14 protein-coding genes and 1 other RNA gene are annotated in these 14054 nt (G+C 57.2%); 9 read left to right on the top strand and 6 right to left on the bottom strand.

Annotated features, from left to right (window positions below; genetic code table 11):
* Positions 1–5 precede the first annotated feature (5 nt).
* The 4 genes from A3220_RS02555 to smpB form a co-directional block, all read right to left on the bottom strand.
* Complete coding sequence (locus A3220_RS02555) at positions 6–920, bottom strand: hypothetical protein (RefSeq protein ID WP_062372931.1); 915 nt, start codon at positions 918–920, stop codon at positions 6–8.
* Positions 917–2152: an integrase arm-type DNA-binding domain-containing protein gene (locus tag A3220_RS02550; RefSeq protein ID WP_062372928.1), complete on the bottom strand. Its 1236-nt coding sequence runs from the start codon at positions 2150–2152 to the stop codon at positions 917–919. Before A3220_RS02550 ends, A3220_RS02555 begins: the two co-directional genes overlap by 4 nt.
* Positions 2153–2316: 164 nt before the next feature.
* Positions 2317–2696: a transfer-messenger RNA gene (gene ssrA / locus A3220_RS02545) on the bottom strand.
* A 44-nt stretch (positions 2697–2740) separates the two neighbouring features.
* Entirely contained in the window at positions 2741–3232 is a 492-nt protein-coding gene (gene smpB / locus A3220_RS02540; RefSeq protein ID WP_062360527.1) for an SsrA-binding protein SmpB, read from the bottom strand.
* A 127-nt stretch (positions 3233–3359) separates the two neighbouring features.
* Between smpB and A3220_RS02535 the strand changes: the two genes are divergently transcribed.
* Positions 3360–3794: a type II toxin-antitoxin system RatA family toxin gene (locus A3220_RS02535; RefSeq protein WP_039181434.1), complete on the top strand. Its 435-nt coding sequence runs from the start codon at positions 3360–3362 to the stop codon at positions 3792–3794.
* Positions 3784–4095, top strand: a complete 312-nt coding sequence (locus A3220_RS02530; protein ID WP_044629458.1) for an RnfH family protein — start codon at positions 3784–3786, stop codon at positions 4093–4095. Before A3220_RS02535 ends, A3220_RS02530 begins: the two co-directional genes overlap by 11 nt.
* An 8-nt stretch (positions 4096–4103) precedes the next feature.
* Here A3220_RS02530 and bamE read toward each other — a convergent pair whose 3' ends face one another.
* Positions 4104–4568, bottom strand: a complete 465-nt coding sequence (bamE, locus tag A3220_RS02525; RefSeq protein ID WP_062372926.1) for an outer membrane protein assembly factor BamE — start codon at positions 4566–4568, stop codon at positions 4104–4106.
* A gap of 72 nt (positions 4569–4640) precedes the next feature.
* On the opposite strand from bamE, the gene fur reads away from it, so the two are divergent.
* Entirely contained in the window at positions 4641–5093 is a 453-nt protein-coding gene (gene fur / locus A3220_RS02520) for a ferric iron uptake transcriptional regulator (RefSeq protein WP_016915905.1), read from the top strand.
* A 144-nt stretch (positions 5094–5237) separates the two neighbouring features.
* On the opposite strand, the gene recN is transcribed toward fur, so the two are convergent.
* The gene (recN, locus tag A3220_RS02515) at positions 5238–6911 is read right to left on the bottom strand and encodes a DNA repair protein RecN (protein ID WP_062372923.1); all 1674 of its coding nucleotides are present in this window, start codon (positions 6909–6911) and stop codon (positions 5238–5240) included.
* Between the two features lie 199 nt (positions 6912–7110).
* Here recN and grpE point away from each other — a divergent pair, with 199 nt between their 5' ends.
* The 6 genes from grpE to carA all read left to right on the top strand — a co-directional run bounded on the left by grpE (position 7111) and on the right by carA (position 13984).
* On the top strand, positions 7111–7740 hold the full coding sequence (grpE, locus tag A3220_RS02510; RefSeq protein WP_044629461.1) for a nucleotide exchange factor GrpE: 630 nt from the start codon (positions 7111–7113) through the stop codon (positions 7738–7740).
* 145 nt (positions 7741–7885) lie between these two features.
* Positions 7886–9817 (top strand): molecular chaperone DnaK, encoded by a 1932-nt coding sequence (dnaK, locus tag A3220_RS02505; RefSeq protein ID WP_062360542.1) that lies wholly within the window; start codon positions 7886–7888, stop codon positions 9815–9817.
* Positions 9818–9926: 109 nt separating this feature from the next.
* Positions 9927–11066, top strand: a complete 1140-nt coding sequence (gene dnaJ / locus A3220_RS02500; RefSeq protein ID WP_044629463.1) for a molecular chaperone DnaJ — start codon at positions 9927–9929, stop codon at positions 11064–11066.
* A 188-nt stretch (positions 11067–11254) separates the two neighbouring features.
* Positions 11255–11536 (top strand): DUF2218 domain-containing protein, encoded by a 282-nt coding sequence (locus A3220_RS02495; protein WP_044629464.1) that lies wholly within the window; start codon positions 11255–11257, stop codon positions 11534–11536.
* A 114-nt stretch (positions 11537–11650) separates the two neighbouring features.
* Positions 11651–12457, top strand: a complete 807-nt coding sequence (gene dapB, locus A3220_RS02490; protein ID WP_062372920.1) for a 4-hydroxy-tetrahydrodipicolinate reductase — start codon at positions 11651–11653, stop codon at positions 12455–12457.
* Positions 12458–12838: 381 nt separating this feature from the next.
* Entirely contained in the window at positions 12839–13984 is a 1146-nt protein-coding gene (gene carA / locus A3220_RS02485) for a glutamine-hydrolyzing carbamoyl-phosphate synthase small subunit (protein ID WP_174524455.1), read from the top strand.
* Positions 13985–14054: the final 70 nt, after the last annotated feature.

The following is a 14054-nucleotide window of genomic DNA, read 5'->3' as shown; positions in this document are numbered from 1 at the left end:
TTGCGCTAATTTTTACCCTTTTTTTGTATCGCGGCTTTGCGGGTGCTTTTGGTCAGCCCCCATAGTTTTGACTGGTGCCACATTGAACCGGGGCAGTCGTAAACCCGTTGAACTGTGGCTGCTCCAACAAAGACCCCTTCTTTCTCTTTGAAGCTCATGATTATTTGAGAGTTAAGATGATAGGCGTTTGCGTAGTGTTCTGGGTCACTTTGAAAAAGTCTTATCCACTTATTGATTTGGTCAGCGGCATTCAAAAAACCCATTCCATTGCGCGTGGTCGGGTATCGCTTCGGATCGCTGCTCCATAATTGAAAAAACCAGTTGGCAATAAGCAACTCTCTTTCCTTTGTTTCAAACCTTTGGGCGACCTCTTGTCGTGATGTTGTCCTTAACTCGCCCTGGCCGAAATATTCCACTTGGTAGCTAGTCAGTTTTTCAAAAGCATCGCTAATACTCTGGGAGCTAAAAGAGGAAGGGGGGAGGTCGCTATGGTTCGACAAGCCATGCTCCCAAAGCGCCAGCTTCAATGGTTCATTTGGATATTCGGCAGGGTAGAAGGTGCGTGCGTTCTTTATGGCGTTGCGGTGAGTCTCCCAAGCAGTAGCGGACCCCAGTAAGTCGTGGCTACCTTTCATCATCATGCGGTGAAGCATCGCCAACCCAACTTTTGGAAAGCCATCATGTTTCCAACGCTCAGCTAGTTCAGGCAAGGCGTTATCAGGGTCGTTTGTGATGCCGGGCTTTAGCTCTTCAGCTCGCTTTTCCAGTGCCCTTAAAGCATCGAGTACCTGCTCCACCAATGCGTTGTCTTTGGCTTCTTCCTCTTCGCTATAAACCTCTCTGAAATTGTCTTTAGTGGGGGCTTTTACCTGAGTCTTTACCCCGTTCTTTACTACATAGCACCCGCCTTGATTTTTCATGCCCTAGCCCCTTTGTAGATCGGCACCACGTTGCTTGGGCCATCGCGCAGGGCGTCTAGGTAATCGGCCCAGCTTTGCAGCATTTCCCGGCGCTGTTCTAAGTGCGTGGTGCGGTTATAGGCGCGTCCGTTGCTGTCTCTCACCTTGTGGGCTAGCTGCTGCTCTATGTACTGCTCTGGGTAGCCAAGGCGCTCTGCCAAGATCGTGCGAGCCATGGCACGGAAACCGTGGGCGGTCATTTCACCCTTGAAGCCCATGCGGTCAAGTGCCGCTTTGATGGTGGTGTTGCTCATTGGGCGCTTGCTACTCCGGGCACCAGGAAACACATATTCACCCCGGCCCGTTAGACGGTAAAGCTCTGCCAGCATGTCAATGGCTTGGCGGGGTAGGGGCACTATCAGCGGATCAGCGTTTTTGCTGGGTTTGAATGCCCATTCCCCGCTTTCAAAGTCGATATCTGCCCACCGGGCTTGGCGCAGCTCACCAGGGCGCACAAATACCAATGGCGATAACTTGAGCGCAGTAATGGTAACGGGCATGCCGCCGTAACCGTCGATAGCGTTCAACAGCGGGGGAAGCTCTGCCGGGTCGGTGATCGCGGCATGGTGGTTGGTCTTTGGGGTGCGGAGTGCGCCTTTCAGGTCGGGGGTTAGGTCGCGTTCAGCACGGCCCGTAGAAATAGCGTAGCGGAATACTTGCCCGCACAGCGTTTTTACCCGGTGCGCGGTTTCTAGGTGGCCGCGCTTCTCAATTTTGCGCAGGCATTCCAGCAGTTCGGGTGGGGTTATGTCGGTAATTGGCCGATGGCCCAGCGCTGGGAAGGCGTCACGGGTTAAGCGTGACTTGTTGCGCTTGTAGTGGTCGGGCACCACTTCATGGCGGTGGATATGCTCAAGCCATTCAGTGGCCACCGCCTTAAAGGTGTTTTCAGAGGCTGTCTTGCCAAGCTCTTTGGTTACACGCTTGGTGGTGCTGGGGTCTAACCCTTGTGCTAGCAGCTTGCGGGCTTGGTCGCGGGCGTCTCTGGCGGCGGCAAGGCTTACTTCTGGATATACGCCAATCGCTAAGCGCTTTTCTTTGCCGTGGAAGCGGTACTTCATGCGCCAGTAGGTGCCCCCAGTTGGGGTAACTTCAAGATACATGCCCCCACCATCGGTAAGGCGGTAGGTTTTCTCTTGGGGTTTGGCGCTGCGCACGGCGGTAGCCGACAGCTTGTTGCTAACGTGGGCCATTTGGGGGCACCTCATCGGTGAAGGCTCATGGTGCCCCCAGATATGCCCCCTTTGGTGGGGGCATGTCAAGGTATTAAGTGAAAACTCCTGACAACAAAAAAGCGCCCGAAGGCGCTTCATTGCTGGGTTTATGGGAGGTTTTGAAAACTCTTGAAACCCTTGTGTGGTGGAGGCGGCGGGAATTGAACCCGCGTCCGCCAGCACGCGCCCATTGGCTCTACATGCTTAGATTCCGTCATTTGCTTTAGCGCGACTGACTCCGACGGTCAGGATTCAGCCACGCGAGCCTTCTAAAGTTTAACGGTTGACGAGAAGACACCGCCAACCGCGGTCCTATCAGCTTTAGCTCATATCCCCGCAGTGATGAATAGGCACATCACCTTGGGGCCAGACAAGAAGCTAGCAGGGTTTAAGCTGCCAGCGCGCCTTGAGCGTAGTTTTCGTCGTTTGCGACTATTTTTCGTGATGTGGTATTTACGAGATACATCACGCTCTCGGCATGCACCGCAGGGTTTGTCACCGGCGTCGAAACCATGTCGCCCCCTTAGTCAGAGCCGCATTCTAACGTGCTCATCGCTAATTGACCAGTTATGCCTTGTTATGTTCCCGCATAATTCGACCTTTTTGGCGATTCCAGTCGCGGTCCTTCTCAGTGGCCCGCTTATCATGGATTTTCTTACCGGTCACCAGCGCCAGCTCGCACTTCACCTTGTTGCGCTTCCAGTAGAGCTTGAGCGGTACACAAGTGTGGCCCTTGTCCTGGGTGACCGAAAAGATTTTGGCGATCTCTTTACGGTGAAGCAGCAGCTTACGAGTTCGCGTGGGGTCAGCAATTTCATGGGTGCTGGCCGTGTTCAGCGGCATAATATGGCTGCCCAGCAGGAACGCTTCGCCGTTGCGAATTAAAATGTAGGTGTCGGTGAGCTGCGCTTTACCAGCACGAAGGCTTTTCACTTCCCAGCCAGCCAGCGCTAAACCCGCTTCGAAGGTTTCGTCGATATGGTACTCAAACCGTGCCTTCTTGTTCTGGGCAATGACACTGCTGCCGGGGCCCTTACTGTTACCTTTCTTAGTGGCCATGGAACCTCATCGTTGATCTGTCAGTAGCATCCCCCTTCGTTATGTGGGGAGGCGTGATACCATTCAAGGTCTGAAAAAATGTTTCCCATGATACGCTTTGGGCACTGTGAAGTCAGCGGAGAGGTCAATGCCAACCGTTAATCGTACCGCCTTGGTGCGGCACACCCCCCAACAAATGTTCGATTTGGTCAATGACTTCGAACGTTACCCCGAGTTCCTGCCGGGATGCCGCCGCGCGCGTCTGCTGGAAAAGGACGACCAGCACCTGGTCGGAGAAATGACTCTGGGTCGTGCGGGGGTCGAGCAAACCATCACTACGCGCAACGACCTGCACGCACCAGAGCGGATCGAGCTTTCGCTGGTCAAAGGGCCCTTCAAGCAGCTCAAAGGCCGCTGGCTGTTCATCCCCATGGGGGATGATGCTTGCAAGGTCAGCCTGGAAATGGAGTTCGTATTCGCCAATCGGTTGCTGAGCATGGCGTTTGGCAAACTGTTCCAGCAGATTGCCGGGCAATTGGTCGATGCCTTCACCAAGCGCGCCAACGAACTGTATGGCCGTTGATGACATTGCCGTCGAGGTGGCCTTCGCGCTGCCTCACAAGCAGCGAATCGTCGCGCTGAAGGTACCCAGCGGCACCACTGCCAGAGCAGCCGTTGCCATGGCCGACCTGCCCAGCCTGTTTCAGGAACTGCCCGCCAAGACCTTCGAGCAGGCGCCGCTGGGCATCTTCGGCAAGGCGTTGCGCCACCCCGATAAGGAGCCGCTGCGCGAGGGCGATCGTGTGGAGGTGTATCGCCCGCTGCAGATCGACCCGAAGGCGGCCCGCCTAGAGCGGGCCAAGCGTCAGGCCAAAGAGCAGTAGCCTAGCGCTTACTCGCCAGTGATGATCGGCTGCGGCTCGGGGGTGGTTTCCGGCGTGGGCGTTCGCTGGCTGGGCAGTGCATCTAGCGGGTCGGCACCTTCAACGGCTGGCCCCATACCGCGGTCTGTGCTCACCGGCAGGTCGCGGGATAGGTCTCCCTCCTGCTCAATGTTGACCAGTCGGCTCGCATCATCAAACGTGAGCGTGACGCGGCGCTGCTCAACACCTTCATAGGCTTTATCGATGCGGTAAACGTAGTCCCATTCGCGGGAGTCGAAGGGCGCTTCCAGCAGTGGGCGGCCCATTACGTAGGCTACCTGCTCTTGAGTCATGCCCGGCTGGAGCTGGCTGACCATCTCCTGGGTGATCAGGTTGCCCTGGGGGATGTCACGCTTATAAACGCCGACATAGCTACAGCCACTGACAACGGTCAGGGCGACGGAAAGGGTAATGATACGAGTCAATTTTTGCATTTGAGCCTGTTCTTCACTATCGTGGTTTCGGTCGATGATACCCGACCTAACCTGTTACTGCGAAGAGCAACCATGGCCGATCAGAACCATGAACTACGCAAAGCCGGGCTGAAAGTGACCCTGCCGCGCGTCAAGATCCTGCAGATTCTCGAAAATGCTTCGGGCCAACACCACCTTAGCGCAGAAGAAGTGTATAAAACACTGATTGATGCGGGCGAGGATGTTGGCCTGGCAACTGTCTACCGCGTGCTGACTCAGTTTGAATCAGCAGGCCTTGTGATTCGTCACAACTTTGACGGTGGCCATGCAGTATTCGAGATGACCCAAGAAGACCACCACGACCATATGGTGTGTCTGGAAAGCGGTGAGATCATCGAATTTGTCGATGACATCATCGAGCGTCGCCAGCAAGAGATCGCCGAAGAGCACGGCTACGAGCTAGTGGACCATGCTCTGGTGCTGTACGTACGCCCCCGTGGGTCGGACGTTACGCGCCAGGACAGTGGCCCCACGAACCGCAAGTAGTGAATCGTTAAAGCGAATAGCCGCGTAAAAAACGCCCCCAGGGTGCCAGCGAATACTCACTGGCGCTCTGGGGGCGTTTTGTATTCAACGGGGGCTTGGGGTAGGGCGTGCCCGTTTGGTGGAAGTGCGCGCCCGCTTGGTGGATCAGTGAGGCAGGCGCTGGCTGGCGTGCAGCATTTCCCGCGCGTGGGCCAGCGTTTGGTCGGAAAGCGTTACGCCCCCCAGCATTCGCGCCAGTTCGCTGATACGGCCGCGCTCGTCCAGTAGCGCCATATGGGTCAGCGTGGTGTCTCGCTTGGCGCGCTTTTCGATGTGCAGATGCTGGTGCGCCTGGGCAGCCACTTGAGGCAGGTGGGTCACGGTCATTACCTGGCCGTTTTCGCCTAGTTTACGTAGCAGTTGGCCGACGATTTCCGCCGTTGCCCCAGAAATACCCACGTCGACCTCATCAAACACTAGGCTTGGAATCGTCGAATGCGACGCCGCTACCACCTGAATGGCCAAGCTAATGCGCGACAGCTCACCACCGGAAGCGACTTTGGTGAGCGGCCGGGCGGGTTGGCCCGGGTTGGCGCTGATCAGAAACTGAACACGGTCTAACCCTTCCGGTGAGGGCGTTTCGCGTGGGGTAACGTCCACTTCAAAACGCGCTTTGCCCATGGCCAAGAAGGCTAGCTGTTGCTGCACCTCTTTACCCAAGCGAACAGCGGCCTTTTGGCGTGCTTCGGTGAGCTGTTTGGCTTCGCTGCGATAACGCTCACGGTACTCAGCCACCTGGCTGCTGAGGGCTTCTAAATCATCGTCGCTGGCTTCCAACTGTGCCACTTCCTGTTTGAGCTGGGCGTGCAGCGCGCAAATCTCCTCTGGGGCGACGTGGTGCTTGCGGGCAATGCGGTGTACATCGCCCATGCGCTCTTCCACCCATGCCAAGCGCTCAGGATCTAATTCAGTGGTGCTGGCTAAGCGGTGCAGCTCGCTGGCGGCCTCTTCTACCTGAATGCGGGCGTCGCTGAGCATGGTGAGCGTATTGGCAAGCGTGCCTTTATCGCTGCCGGGTAGGGCGCTGAGGTGGGAGTAGGCCTGGTTGAGTAGCGACAGCGCACCGCCTTCATCGCTTTCACAGCAGTCGGCGGCAAACTGGGTTTCACGTAGGGTCTCTTCGGCGTGGGCCAGGGTGTGCTGCTCCTCTTCCAAGGTTTGCAGCTCACCTTCGGCAAGGCCCAACTGGTCCAGCTCCTCGACTTGATAGCGCAGCAGTTGGCGTTTGGCCTCGACTTCGCTGCCCTCTTCACTGAGTTTTTTCAGCCGACGGCGGGCACTGCGCCACTCGCGGAACGTCTCGGCTAGCTGCTGGCTGCGTTCGCGAAGCCCGGCGTAGTCATCCAGTAGCGCCAAGTGCGTCTCTTCCCGCATCAAGGCTTGGTGGGCATGCTGGCCATGAATCTGAATCAGCTGTTCACCCAGAGATTTCAAATCGGCAATGGTCGCTGGATGGCCATTGATCCACGCCTTGGAGCGCCCGTTGGCAGTAACCACGCGACGCAAGAGACACTCATCGGCAGGCAGCTCGCGGGCGTCGAGCCACTCGGCTGCTGCGGGCAGGTGCTGGATATCGAAACGGGCGGAGAGGTCGGTTCGCTCGCAGCCGTGGCGCACGCTACCCGCATCGGCGCGCTCGCCCAGGCAGAGCCCCAGAGCACCCAGCAGAATGGATTTACCCGCCCCGGTTTCCCCCGTAATGGCGGTCATGCCACGGGTGAGGTCGAGTTCGAGACGATCAACGATCGCATAGTCTTGGATCGCTAGCTGCGTAAGCATAAGGCCTCCTGAGGCGGTGCGGCACAGAAGCTGGATACTTATCCAATAATTGTTGTTTTATACAGTAGTCGATAACTCACTTCAATGCCCCTCTTGAGATGGCTTTGATGGCCCCCATATAGGCTGCATACGTGGTTAACACCCGCTACTTACCTCAGGTGGCCGCCACCGGCACCGTCACTTATTTCAGGAGCAAGGCATGGCAAAAGAACCGCAAACCCCGTTGGAAGATGAGCTGGCACGCCAAGAGCAGGAAGCAGAGGTCACCGACCAGTCTGCCGAAGAACGGTTGGTGGAAGGCGAACTGGAAGGGCTGATCGATGACGATGCACCGCTGAAAGATAGCGCTGGTAGCCCCGAAGCCGACGTGCTGGCCGCTCAGGTAGAAGAACTCGAGCAGAGCCTGGCGGAAGCCAAAGACCAAGCGCTGCGGGCTGCTGCCGAAGCTCAGAATGTTCGCCGCCGGGCGGAGCAAGAAGCCGAAAAGGCGCGCAAGTTTGCCCTAGAGAAGTTTGTCAAAGAGCTGCTGCCCGTGGTGGATAGCTTGGAGAAAGCGCTGGAAAGCATGCAGGACGATGCGTCCGAGGCGCATCGCGAAGGTGTCTCCATGACCCTCAAGATGCAGCTCGACGTGCTGAGCAAGTTTGGCGTCGAAAGCATCGAGCCTCAGGGCGAGCCCTTCGATCCACAGGTGCATGAAGCCATGGCGATGGTGCCGAACCCAGAGCTCGACCCCAACACCGTGATGGATGTGATGCAGAAAGGCTATCTGTTGAACGGCCGCCTCGTGCGTCCTGCCATGGTCGTGGTCAGCCAAAAAGCGAATTAAGCCGCGTTGACGCATTGCCGCAAAAAAAGCCCTTGAAATGCGGCAAGCGGCCCCCAAATAAAGGTCAACCCCGCGGGATAAGCCCGCAACTTGTTTAAAGAACAAATTTTTTAGTTTTGTAACAACTGAATTCGAGGTTTTTGCTATGGGACGCATTATTGGAATCGACCTGGGCACCACTAACTCTTGTGTGGCCGTGCTCGATGGTGATAGCGCTAAAGTCATTGAAAACGCCGAAGGCGGTCGTACCACGCCTTCTATCATTGCCTACACCGACGACGGTGAAATCCTGGTAGGCCAGGCCGCCAAGCGCCAGGCCGTGACTAACCCGGAAAACACTCTTTACGCCATCAAGCGTCTGATCGGCCGTCGCTTCAAAGACGACGTCGTTCAAAAAGACATCAAGATGGTGCCCTACAAAATCGCCGAAGCCGACAACGGTGATGCGTGGGTAGAAGTAAAAGGCAAAAAAATGGCACCGCCGCAGGTGAGCGCGGAAGTGCTGAAGAAAATGAAGAAGACCGCCGAAGACTATCTCGGCGAAGCGGTCACCGAAGCGGTCATCACCGTACCGGCCTACTTCAACGACAGCCAGCGTCAGGCTACTAAAGATGCGGGCCGCATTGCCGGTCTAGACGTCAAGCGTATCATCAACGAGCCGACCGCAGCTGCTCTGGCCTACGGCATGGACAAAGCCCGTGGCGACAAAACCATCGCAGTCTACGACTTGGGTGGTGGTACCTTCGATATTTCCATCATCGAAGTCGCCGACGTGGATGGCGAAACGCAGTTCGAAGTATTGGCAACCAACGGTGACACCTTCCTGGGTGGTGAAGATTTCGACCTCGCGCTGATCAACTATCTGGTCGATCAGTTCAAGTCGGACAGCGGTATCGATTTGTCTGGTGACAATCTGGCCATGCAGCGTCTGAAAGAAGCCGCCGAGAAAGCCAAAATCGAGCTTTCCAGCGCCCAGCAGACCGATGTGAACTTGCCGTACATCACCGCCGACAACACTGGCCCGAAACACCTCAACGTGAAGGTGACTCGTGCCAAACTGGAGTCGCTGGTCGAAGACCTGGTACAGCGTTCGCTCGAGCCGTGCAAAATGGCGCTGAAAGATGCAGGCTTATCCGCTTCTGAAATCGACGAAGTGATCCTGGTCGGCGGTCAGACCCGCATGCCGTTGGTTCAGAAGAAAGCGGCAGACTTCTTCGGTAAAGAAGCCCGTAAAGACGTGAACCCGGATGAAGCGGTTGCCGTGGGCGCTGCGATTCAGGGCGGTGTATTGGGTGGCGACGTAAAAGACGTTCTGCTGCTTGACGTTACCCCGCTGACCCTGGGTATCGAAACCCTGGGTGGCGTGATGACGCCGCTGATCGACAAGAACACCACCATCCCGACCAAGAAGACGCAAACCTTCTCGACCGCGGATGACAACCAGACCGCCGTGACCATTCACGTCGTTCAAGGTGAGCGTAAGCAAGTGTCGCAGAACAAGTCGCTGGGTCGCTTCGACCTCGCCGACATTCCGCCGGCACCGCGCGGTGTGCCGCAGATCGAAGTGGCGTTCGACCTCGATGCCAACGGTATTCTGAACGTGTCTGCCAAAGACAAGGCGACCGGTAAAGAGCAGTCCATCGTCATCAAGGCGTCTAGCGGCCTCTCCGATGAAGAGATCGAGCAAATGGTACGTGATGCCGAAGCCCACGCGGACGAAGACAAAAAGTTCGAAGCGCTGGTGCAGCTGCGTAACCAAGCGGACGGCATGATTCACGCCACCCGTAAGACCGTTCAAGAAGCGGGCGATAAGGCCACCGATGACGAGAAACAGGCCATCGAAAACGCCATCGCCGAACTGGAAGAAGCGGTGAAAACCGATGACCAGGACGACATCCAGAAGAAACTGGATGCGCTGACCGAAGTCTCCGGCCAGCTGGCGCAAAAGATGTACGCCGAACAGGCAGAAGCGGCCCAGGCGGGTGGTGAAGGTGCTGAAGAGGCCAACACCAAGCAGGACGACGACGTGGTTGACGCCGAGTACGAAGAAGTCAACGACGACAAGAAGAAGCAGTAACCCACCTCTTTCTGCCAAGGAAAGTGGTGACGCGGGAGGCAACTCCCGCGTTGCTGTTTCCGCGGCCGAGACGCCTATAGTGTGTAGCTAACCAGGAGGCGTAGGACCCATGTCCAAACGCGATTATTACGAAGTCCTGGGTGTCGAAAAAGGGGCCGATCAGAAAGAGATCAAAAAGGCCTATCGCCGTCTGGCGCAAAAATTCCACCCTGATCGAAACCCGGACGATACCTCCGCAGCGGAAAAATTCCGCGAAGTGTCGGAAGCTTACGAAGTTCTGAGCGATGGTGAGAAGCGCGCGGCCTACGACCAGTTCGGCCATGCCGGTGTGGATGGCCAGGGCGGCGGCTTCGGTGGCGGCGGCGCTGGCGATTTCAGCGATATCTTCGGCGATGTGTTTGGCGATATCTTCGGTGGCGGCGGTGGCCGTCGTCGTGGGCCCAACGCACCTGCACGGGGTTCCGACCTGCGCTACAACCTAGAGCTGGATCTAGAGAGCGCAGTGGCGGGCACCACGGTGGATATTCGCGTCCCGCGTCATATTGAGTGTGACCGCTGTGACGGTGGCGGCGCCGAGCCGGGCTCCACCAAAGAGACCTGCCCGACCTGTCATGGTCACGGCCAAGTACGCATGCAGCAGGGCTTCTTCGCGGTTCAGCAAACCTGCCCGACCTGTCACGGCAGTGGCCAGCACATCAAGGTGCCGTGCCACAAATGTAACGGCGAAGGCCGCGTGCGCGAAACCCGCACCCTCTCGGTGAAGATTCCGCCGGGTGTGGATACCGGCGACCGTATTCGTCTCAACGGCGAAGGCGAGAGCGGCGTGAACGGTGGCCCGGCGGGCGATCTGTACGTTCAGGTGTCCATTAAGCCGCACCACATTTTCAAGCGCGATGGTAAACACCTGCAGTGCGATGTGCCGATCAACTTCGTCGATGCAGCACTCGGTGGCGAGTTGGAAGTGCCCACGCTGGATGGTCGCGTGAAACTGAAGATCCCGCCGGAAACCCAAACCGGCAAGCTCTTCCGCCTGCGCGGTAAAGGCGTGAAGCCGGTACGCGGCGGTGCCCCCGGCGACCTGCTGTGCAAAGTAGTGTTGGAAACGCCCGTCAACCTCAACGACGAGCAGAAAGACCTGCTTCGCCAGCTGCAAAAGAGCTTTGATGACAGCAATAGTCATAGCCACTCGCCGAAGAAGACTGGCTTCTTCGACAGCGTGAAGAAGTTCTTTGAAGAGATGAAGCCGTAAGGTCTTTATCTATTTCATACAGTTTGTGTAGCAACGCTAAAAACCAGCATCCATTGGGTGCTGGTTTTTTGTTGCGTGTAGCTAGGTGGCTGCACCGTTGCAACGAATTCTCATGCAACGCTTGGTTCTTATCGCGGTGGGGATTAGGCTAGTGGGTGCTCACCCGCCACCTATATGGAGAGATCTCTATGCCTTTATCCCGAGCAGAAATTGCCACCCCATCCGGCGCGCGGTTGATCAACCGCCTGTGTAAACATTGGGCGCATAAGCTTGAGGTGGAGCACAGTGAGCAGGACGCCAAGATCGTGTTTGCCAGCGGTACTTGCCTGATGCACGCCGAACCTGATCGGCTACTGGTCTCCATCGAAACCCTGGAAGAAGAGCACTTGGACCAGCTAGAGGGCGTAGTCGAGAGCCATCTAATGCGTATGGCGAAAGACGAGTCGCTGGAGATTGTCTGGGAGAATTGAAAGTGCATGAAGGGCGCTGCCGTTAGCGCCGCATCGCTAAGGGTGGTCTGCTATAATTGCGGCCACCTTTTTTGTTTCTAGTTAATGCCAAATAGCGCACGCGTAGGAGTTTCCATGACCCGAATTGCCATTGTAGGCGTAGCTGGCCGCATGGGCCGCACGTTAGTTAACGCTGTTGAGCAACAGGCTGATGCCTCGCTTGCAGGCGGTATTGTGGAGCCGGGCAGCTCCCTGGCGGGCGTAGATATCGGCGAGCTGGCAGGTGTGGGTAAGCGTGGTGTGGCCGCCGTGGATTCGCTCGACGCCATTGTGGATGACTTCGACGTGCTGATCGACTTCACTGCGCCCCAAGTCACCTTGGCGAATCTGGCATTCTGCGCCGAGCACGGTAAGTGCATCGTGATCGGCACCACCGGTATGAACGATGAGGAGCTGGCCGAGCTAGATAGCTACCGCGATAAGGTGGCCATGGTGTTTGCTCCCAACATGAGCGTGGGCGTGAACCTGACGCTCAAGCTACTGGAAACGGCGGCCAAGGCGCTGGGTGATGAAGGCTACGATATTGAGGTGATTGAGTCCCACCACCGCCATAAAGTCGATGCGCCTTCCGGCACGGCCATTAAAATGGGTGAAGTGGTGGCCGAAAGTTTGGGCCGTACCTTGAAAGAGCACGGCGTGTTTGAGCGGGTTGGGCAGTGCGGCCCGCGTACCGATAAAGAGATCGGCTTCGCTACCGTGCGGGCGGGCGATATCGTCGGTGAGCACACGGTGATGTTCGCCACCGAAGGCGAGCGCATCGAAATCACTCATAAAGCTTCCAGCCGTATGACCTTCGCCAAAGGGGCCGTGCGGGCGGCACGCTGGGTGGCCGCTCAGCCGCATGGCCGTTATGACATGCAGGACGTGCTGGCGCTGAGCTGAGCCGTGGGCTTGTGTTAGACAAGGTCGGCATAAAGCGCTGGCCCTGGTGCGCTAAATGCTGTAACATTCCAAAAATTTTGGCCCAGTGGCTGCAAAGAGCAGCAAAATATCTACAGTGAAGAGCTGTAGAGAGAGCACCGCGCTTGTTGCACTGGCCGTTAAGTGGGAAAAGTAGTCAGCTAAATGCTGCGCCATGGCTAACACCGTTATGAAGGCCAAGGAAAGAGAACAACAAGCGGGATGAAACCGATTTTTTATTATCGGCTTCGTCCCGCTTTTTTACGACCCGACGTTTGCACGCAAACGCCGACAACCGGATCGCCGAGCCTGCGCCCACAGGCTCCCACCAGCATGGGAGAACTTGTCTTGAATAACCCCGCATTGAGCAAACCCGCGATATTGGCCCTGGAAGATGGCAGTGTGTTTCATGGAACTGCCATTGGCGCGGATGGAGTCACAAGCGGTGAGGTGGTGTTCAATACAGCCATGACCGGCTACCAGGAAATCCTCACCGACCCCTCTTACACCCGCCAAATCGTCACCCTGACTTACCCGCACATCGGCAACACTGGCATTAACTCTGAAGATGTAGAGTCCGCCTCGATTGCGGCAGCTGGCTTGGTAATTCGCGATCTCCCCCTGCTGGCCAGTAGCTTCCGTTCTGAGCAAACCCTCTCTGATTACCTGAAAAGCCACAACGTGCTGGGTATTGCGGATATCGATACCCGCCGCCTGACGCGTATTTTGCGCGATAAAGGTGCCCAGAACGGTGCGATTCTGGCGGGTGCCGATGCAGAAGGTGAGGATGCCGTAGAGCGGGCGCTGGCGGCGGCGAAGGCGTTCCCAGGCCTGAAGGGCATGGATTTAGCCAAGGAAGTCTCCTGCAAAGAGGCTTACGAGTGGTCGGAAGGCGAGTGGACCTTGGGCGAAGGCTACGCGGATACCACCCAGGGCGAGCGTCCTTACCATGTGGTCGCGTTTGATTACGGTGTTAAATTCAATATCCTGCGTATGCTGGCGGCGCGCGGCTGCCGCCTGACCGTGGTGCCTGCGCAAACCCCTGCGGCTGAGGTACTGGCGATGAACCCGGATGGCGTATTCCTGGCCAACGGCCCCGGCGACCCTGAGCCCTGCGACTACGCGATTAAAGCGATCCAGGAAGTGTTGGAAACCGACACGCCGGTGTTCGGCATTTGCTTGGGCCACCAGCTGCTGGCGCTGGCCTCCGGTGCCAAAACCGTCAAGATGGGCCACGGCCACCATGGTGCTAACCATCCGGTACAAGACCTAGATACCGGCACGGTGATGATCACCAGCCAGAACCATGGCTTTGCCGCCGATGAAGCCTCCCTGCCCAGCAACGTACGTGCCACGCACCGCTCGCTGTTCGATGGCACCCTGCAGGGCATTGAGCGTACCGACCGCCCGGCGTTTAGCTTTCAGGGCCACCCGGAAGCCAGCCCTGGCCCGCGCGATGTAGCGCCGCTATTTGATCGCTTTATCGCCATGATGCAGGCGCGCCGCTAAGTTAGCCGCGCTGCCTCTCATTGCCTAGTTACGCCGTTTTGATGCTCATCGTCACCACTTTTTGCGGGAA

Origin of the sequence: Halomonas sp. KX33721, from assembly GCF_001596805.1 — a bacterium.
Classification (GTDB): domain Bacteria; phylum Pseudomonadota; class Gammaproteobacteria; order Pseudomonadales; family Halomonadaceae; genus Vreelandella; species Vreelandella aquamarina.
Note: the sequence above shows the minus strand (reverse complement) of the source record. Positions and strands in the feature narration are given on the sequence as shown.

What these genes read in the sequence shown, in the direction of transcription:
- A3220_RS02555 (WP_062372931.1), bottom strand. Translation starts at nt 920, where the DNA reads ATGAAAAATCAAGGCGGGTGCTATGTAGTAAAGAACGGGGTAAAGACT.
- dnaK (WP_062360542.1), top strand. Translation starts at nt 7,886, where the DNA reads ATGGGACGCATTATTGGAATCGACCTGGGCACCACTAACTCTTGTGTG.
- dnaJ (WP_044629463.1), top strand. Translation starts at nt 9,927, where the DNA reads ATGTCCAAACGCGATTATTACGAAGTCCTGGGTGTCGAAAAAGGGGCC.
- A3220_RS02495 (WP_044629464.1), top strand. Translation starts at nt 11,255, where the DNA reads ATGCCTTTATCCCGAGCAGAAATTGCCACCCCATCCGGCGCGCGGTTG.
- dapB (WP_062372920.1), top strand. Translation starts at nt 11,651, where the DNA reads ATGACCCGAATTGCCATTGTAGGCGTAGCTGGCCGCATGGGCCGCACG.
- smpB (WP_062360527.1), bottom strand. Translation starts at nt 3,232, where the DNA reads ATGGCCACTAAGAAAGGTAACAGTAAGGGCCCCGGCAGCAGTGTCATT.
- grpE (WP_044629461.1), top strand. Translation starts at nt 7,111, where the DNA reads ATGGCAAAAGAACCGCAAACCCCGTTGGAAGATGAGCTGGCACGCCAA.
- A3220_RS02535 (WP_039181434.1), top strand. Translation starts at nt 3,360, where the DNA reads ATGCCAACCGTTAATCGTACCGCCTTGGTGCGGCACACCCCCCAACAA.
- recN (WP_062372923.1), bottom strand. Translation starts at nt 6,911, where the DNA reads ATGCTTACGCAGCTAGCGATCCAAGACTATGCGATCGTTGATCGTCTC.
- bamE (WP_062372926.1), bottom strand. Translation starts at nt 4,568, where the DNA reads ATGCAAAAATTGACTCGTATCATTACCCTTTCCGTCGCCCTGACCGTT.
- A3220_RS02530 (WP_044629458.1), top strand. Translation starts at nt 3,784, where the DNA reads ATGGCCGTTGATGACATTGCCGTCGAGGTGGCCTTCGCGCTGCCTCAC.
- A3220_RS02550 (WP_062372928.1), bottom strand. Translation starts at nt 2,152, where the DNA reads ATGGCCCACGTTAGCAACAAGCTGTCGGCTACCGCCGTGCGCAGCGCC.
- fur (WP_016915905.1), top strand. Translation starts at nt 4,641, where the DNA reads ATGGCCGATCAGAACCATGAACTACGCAAAGCCGGGCTGAAAGTGACC.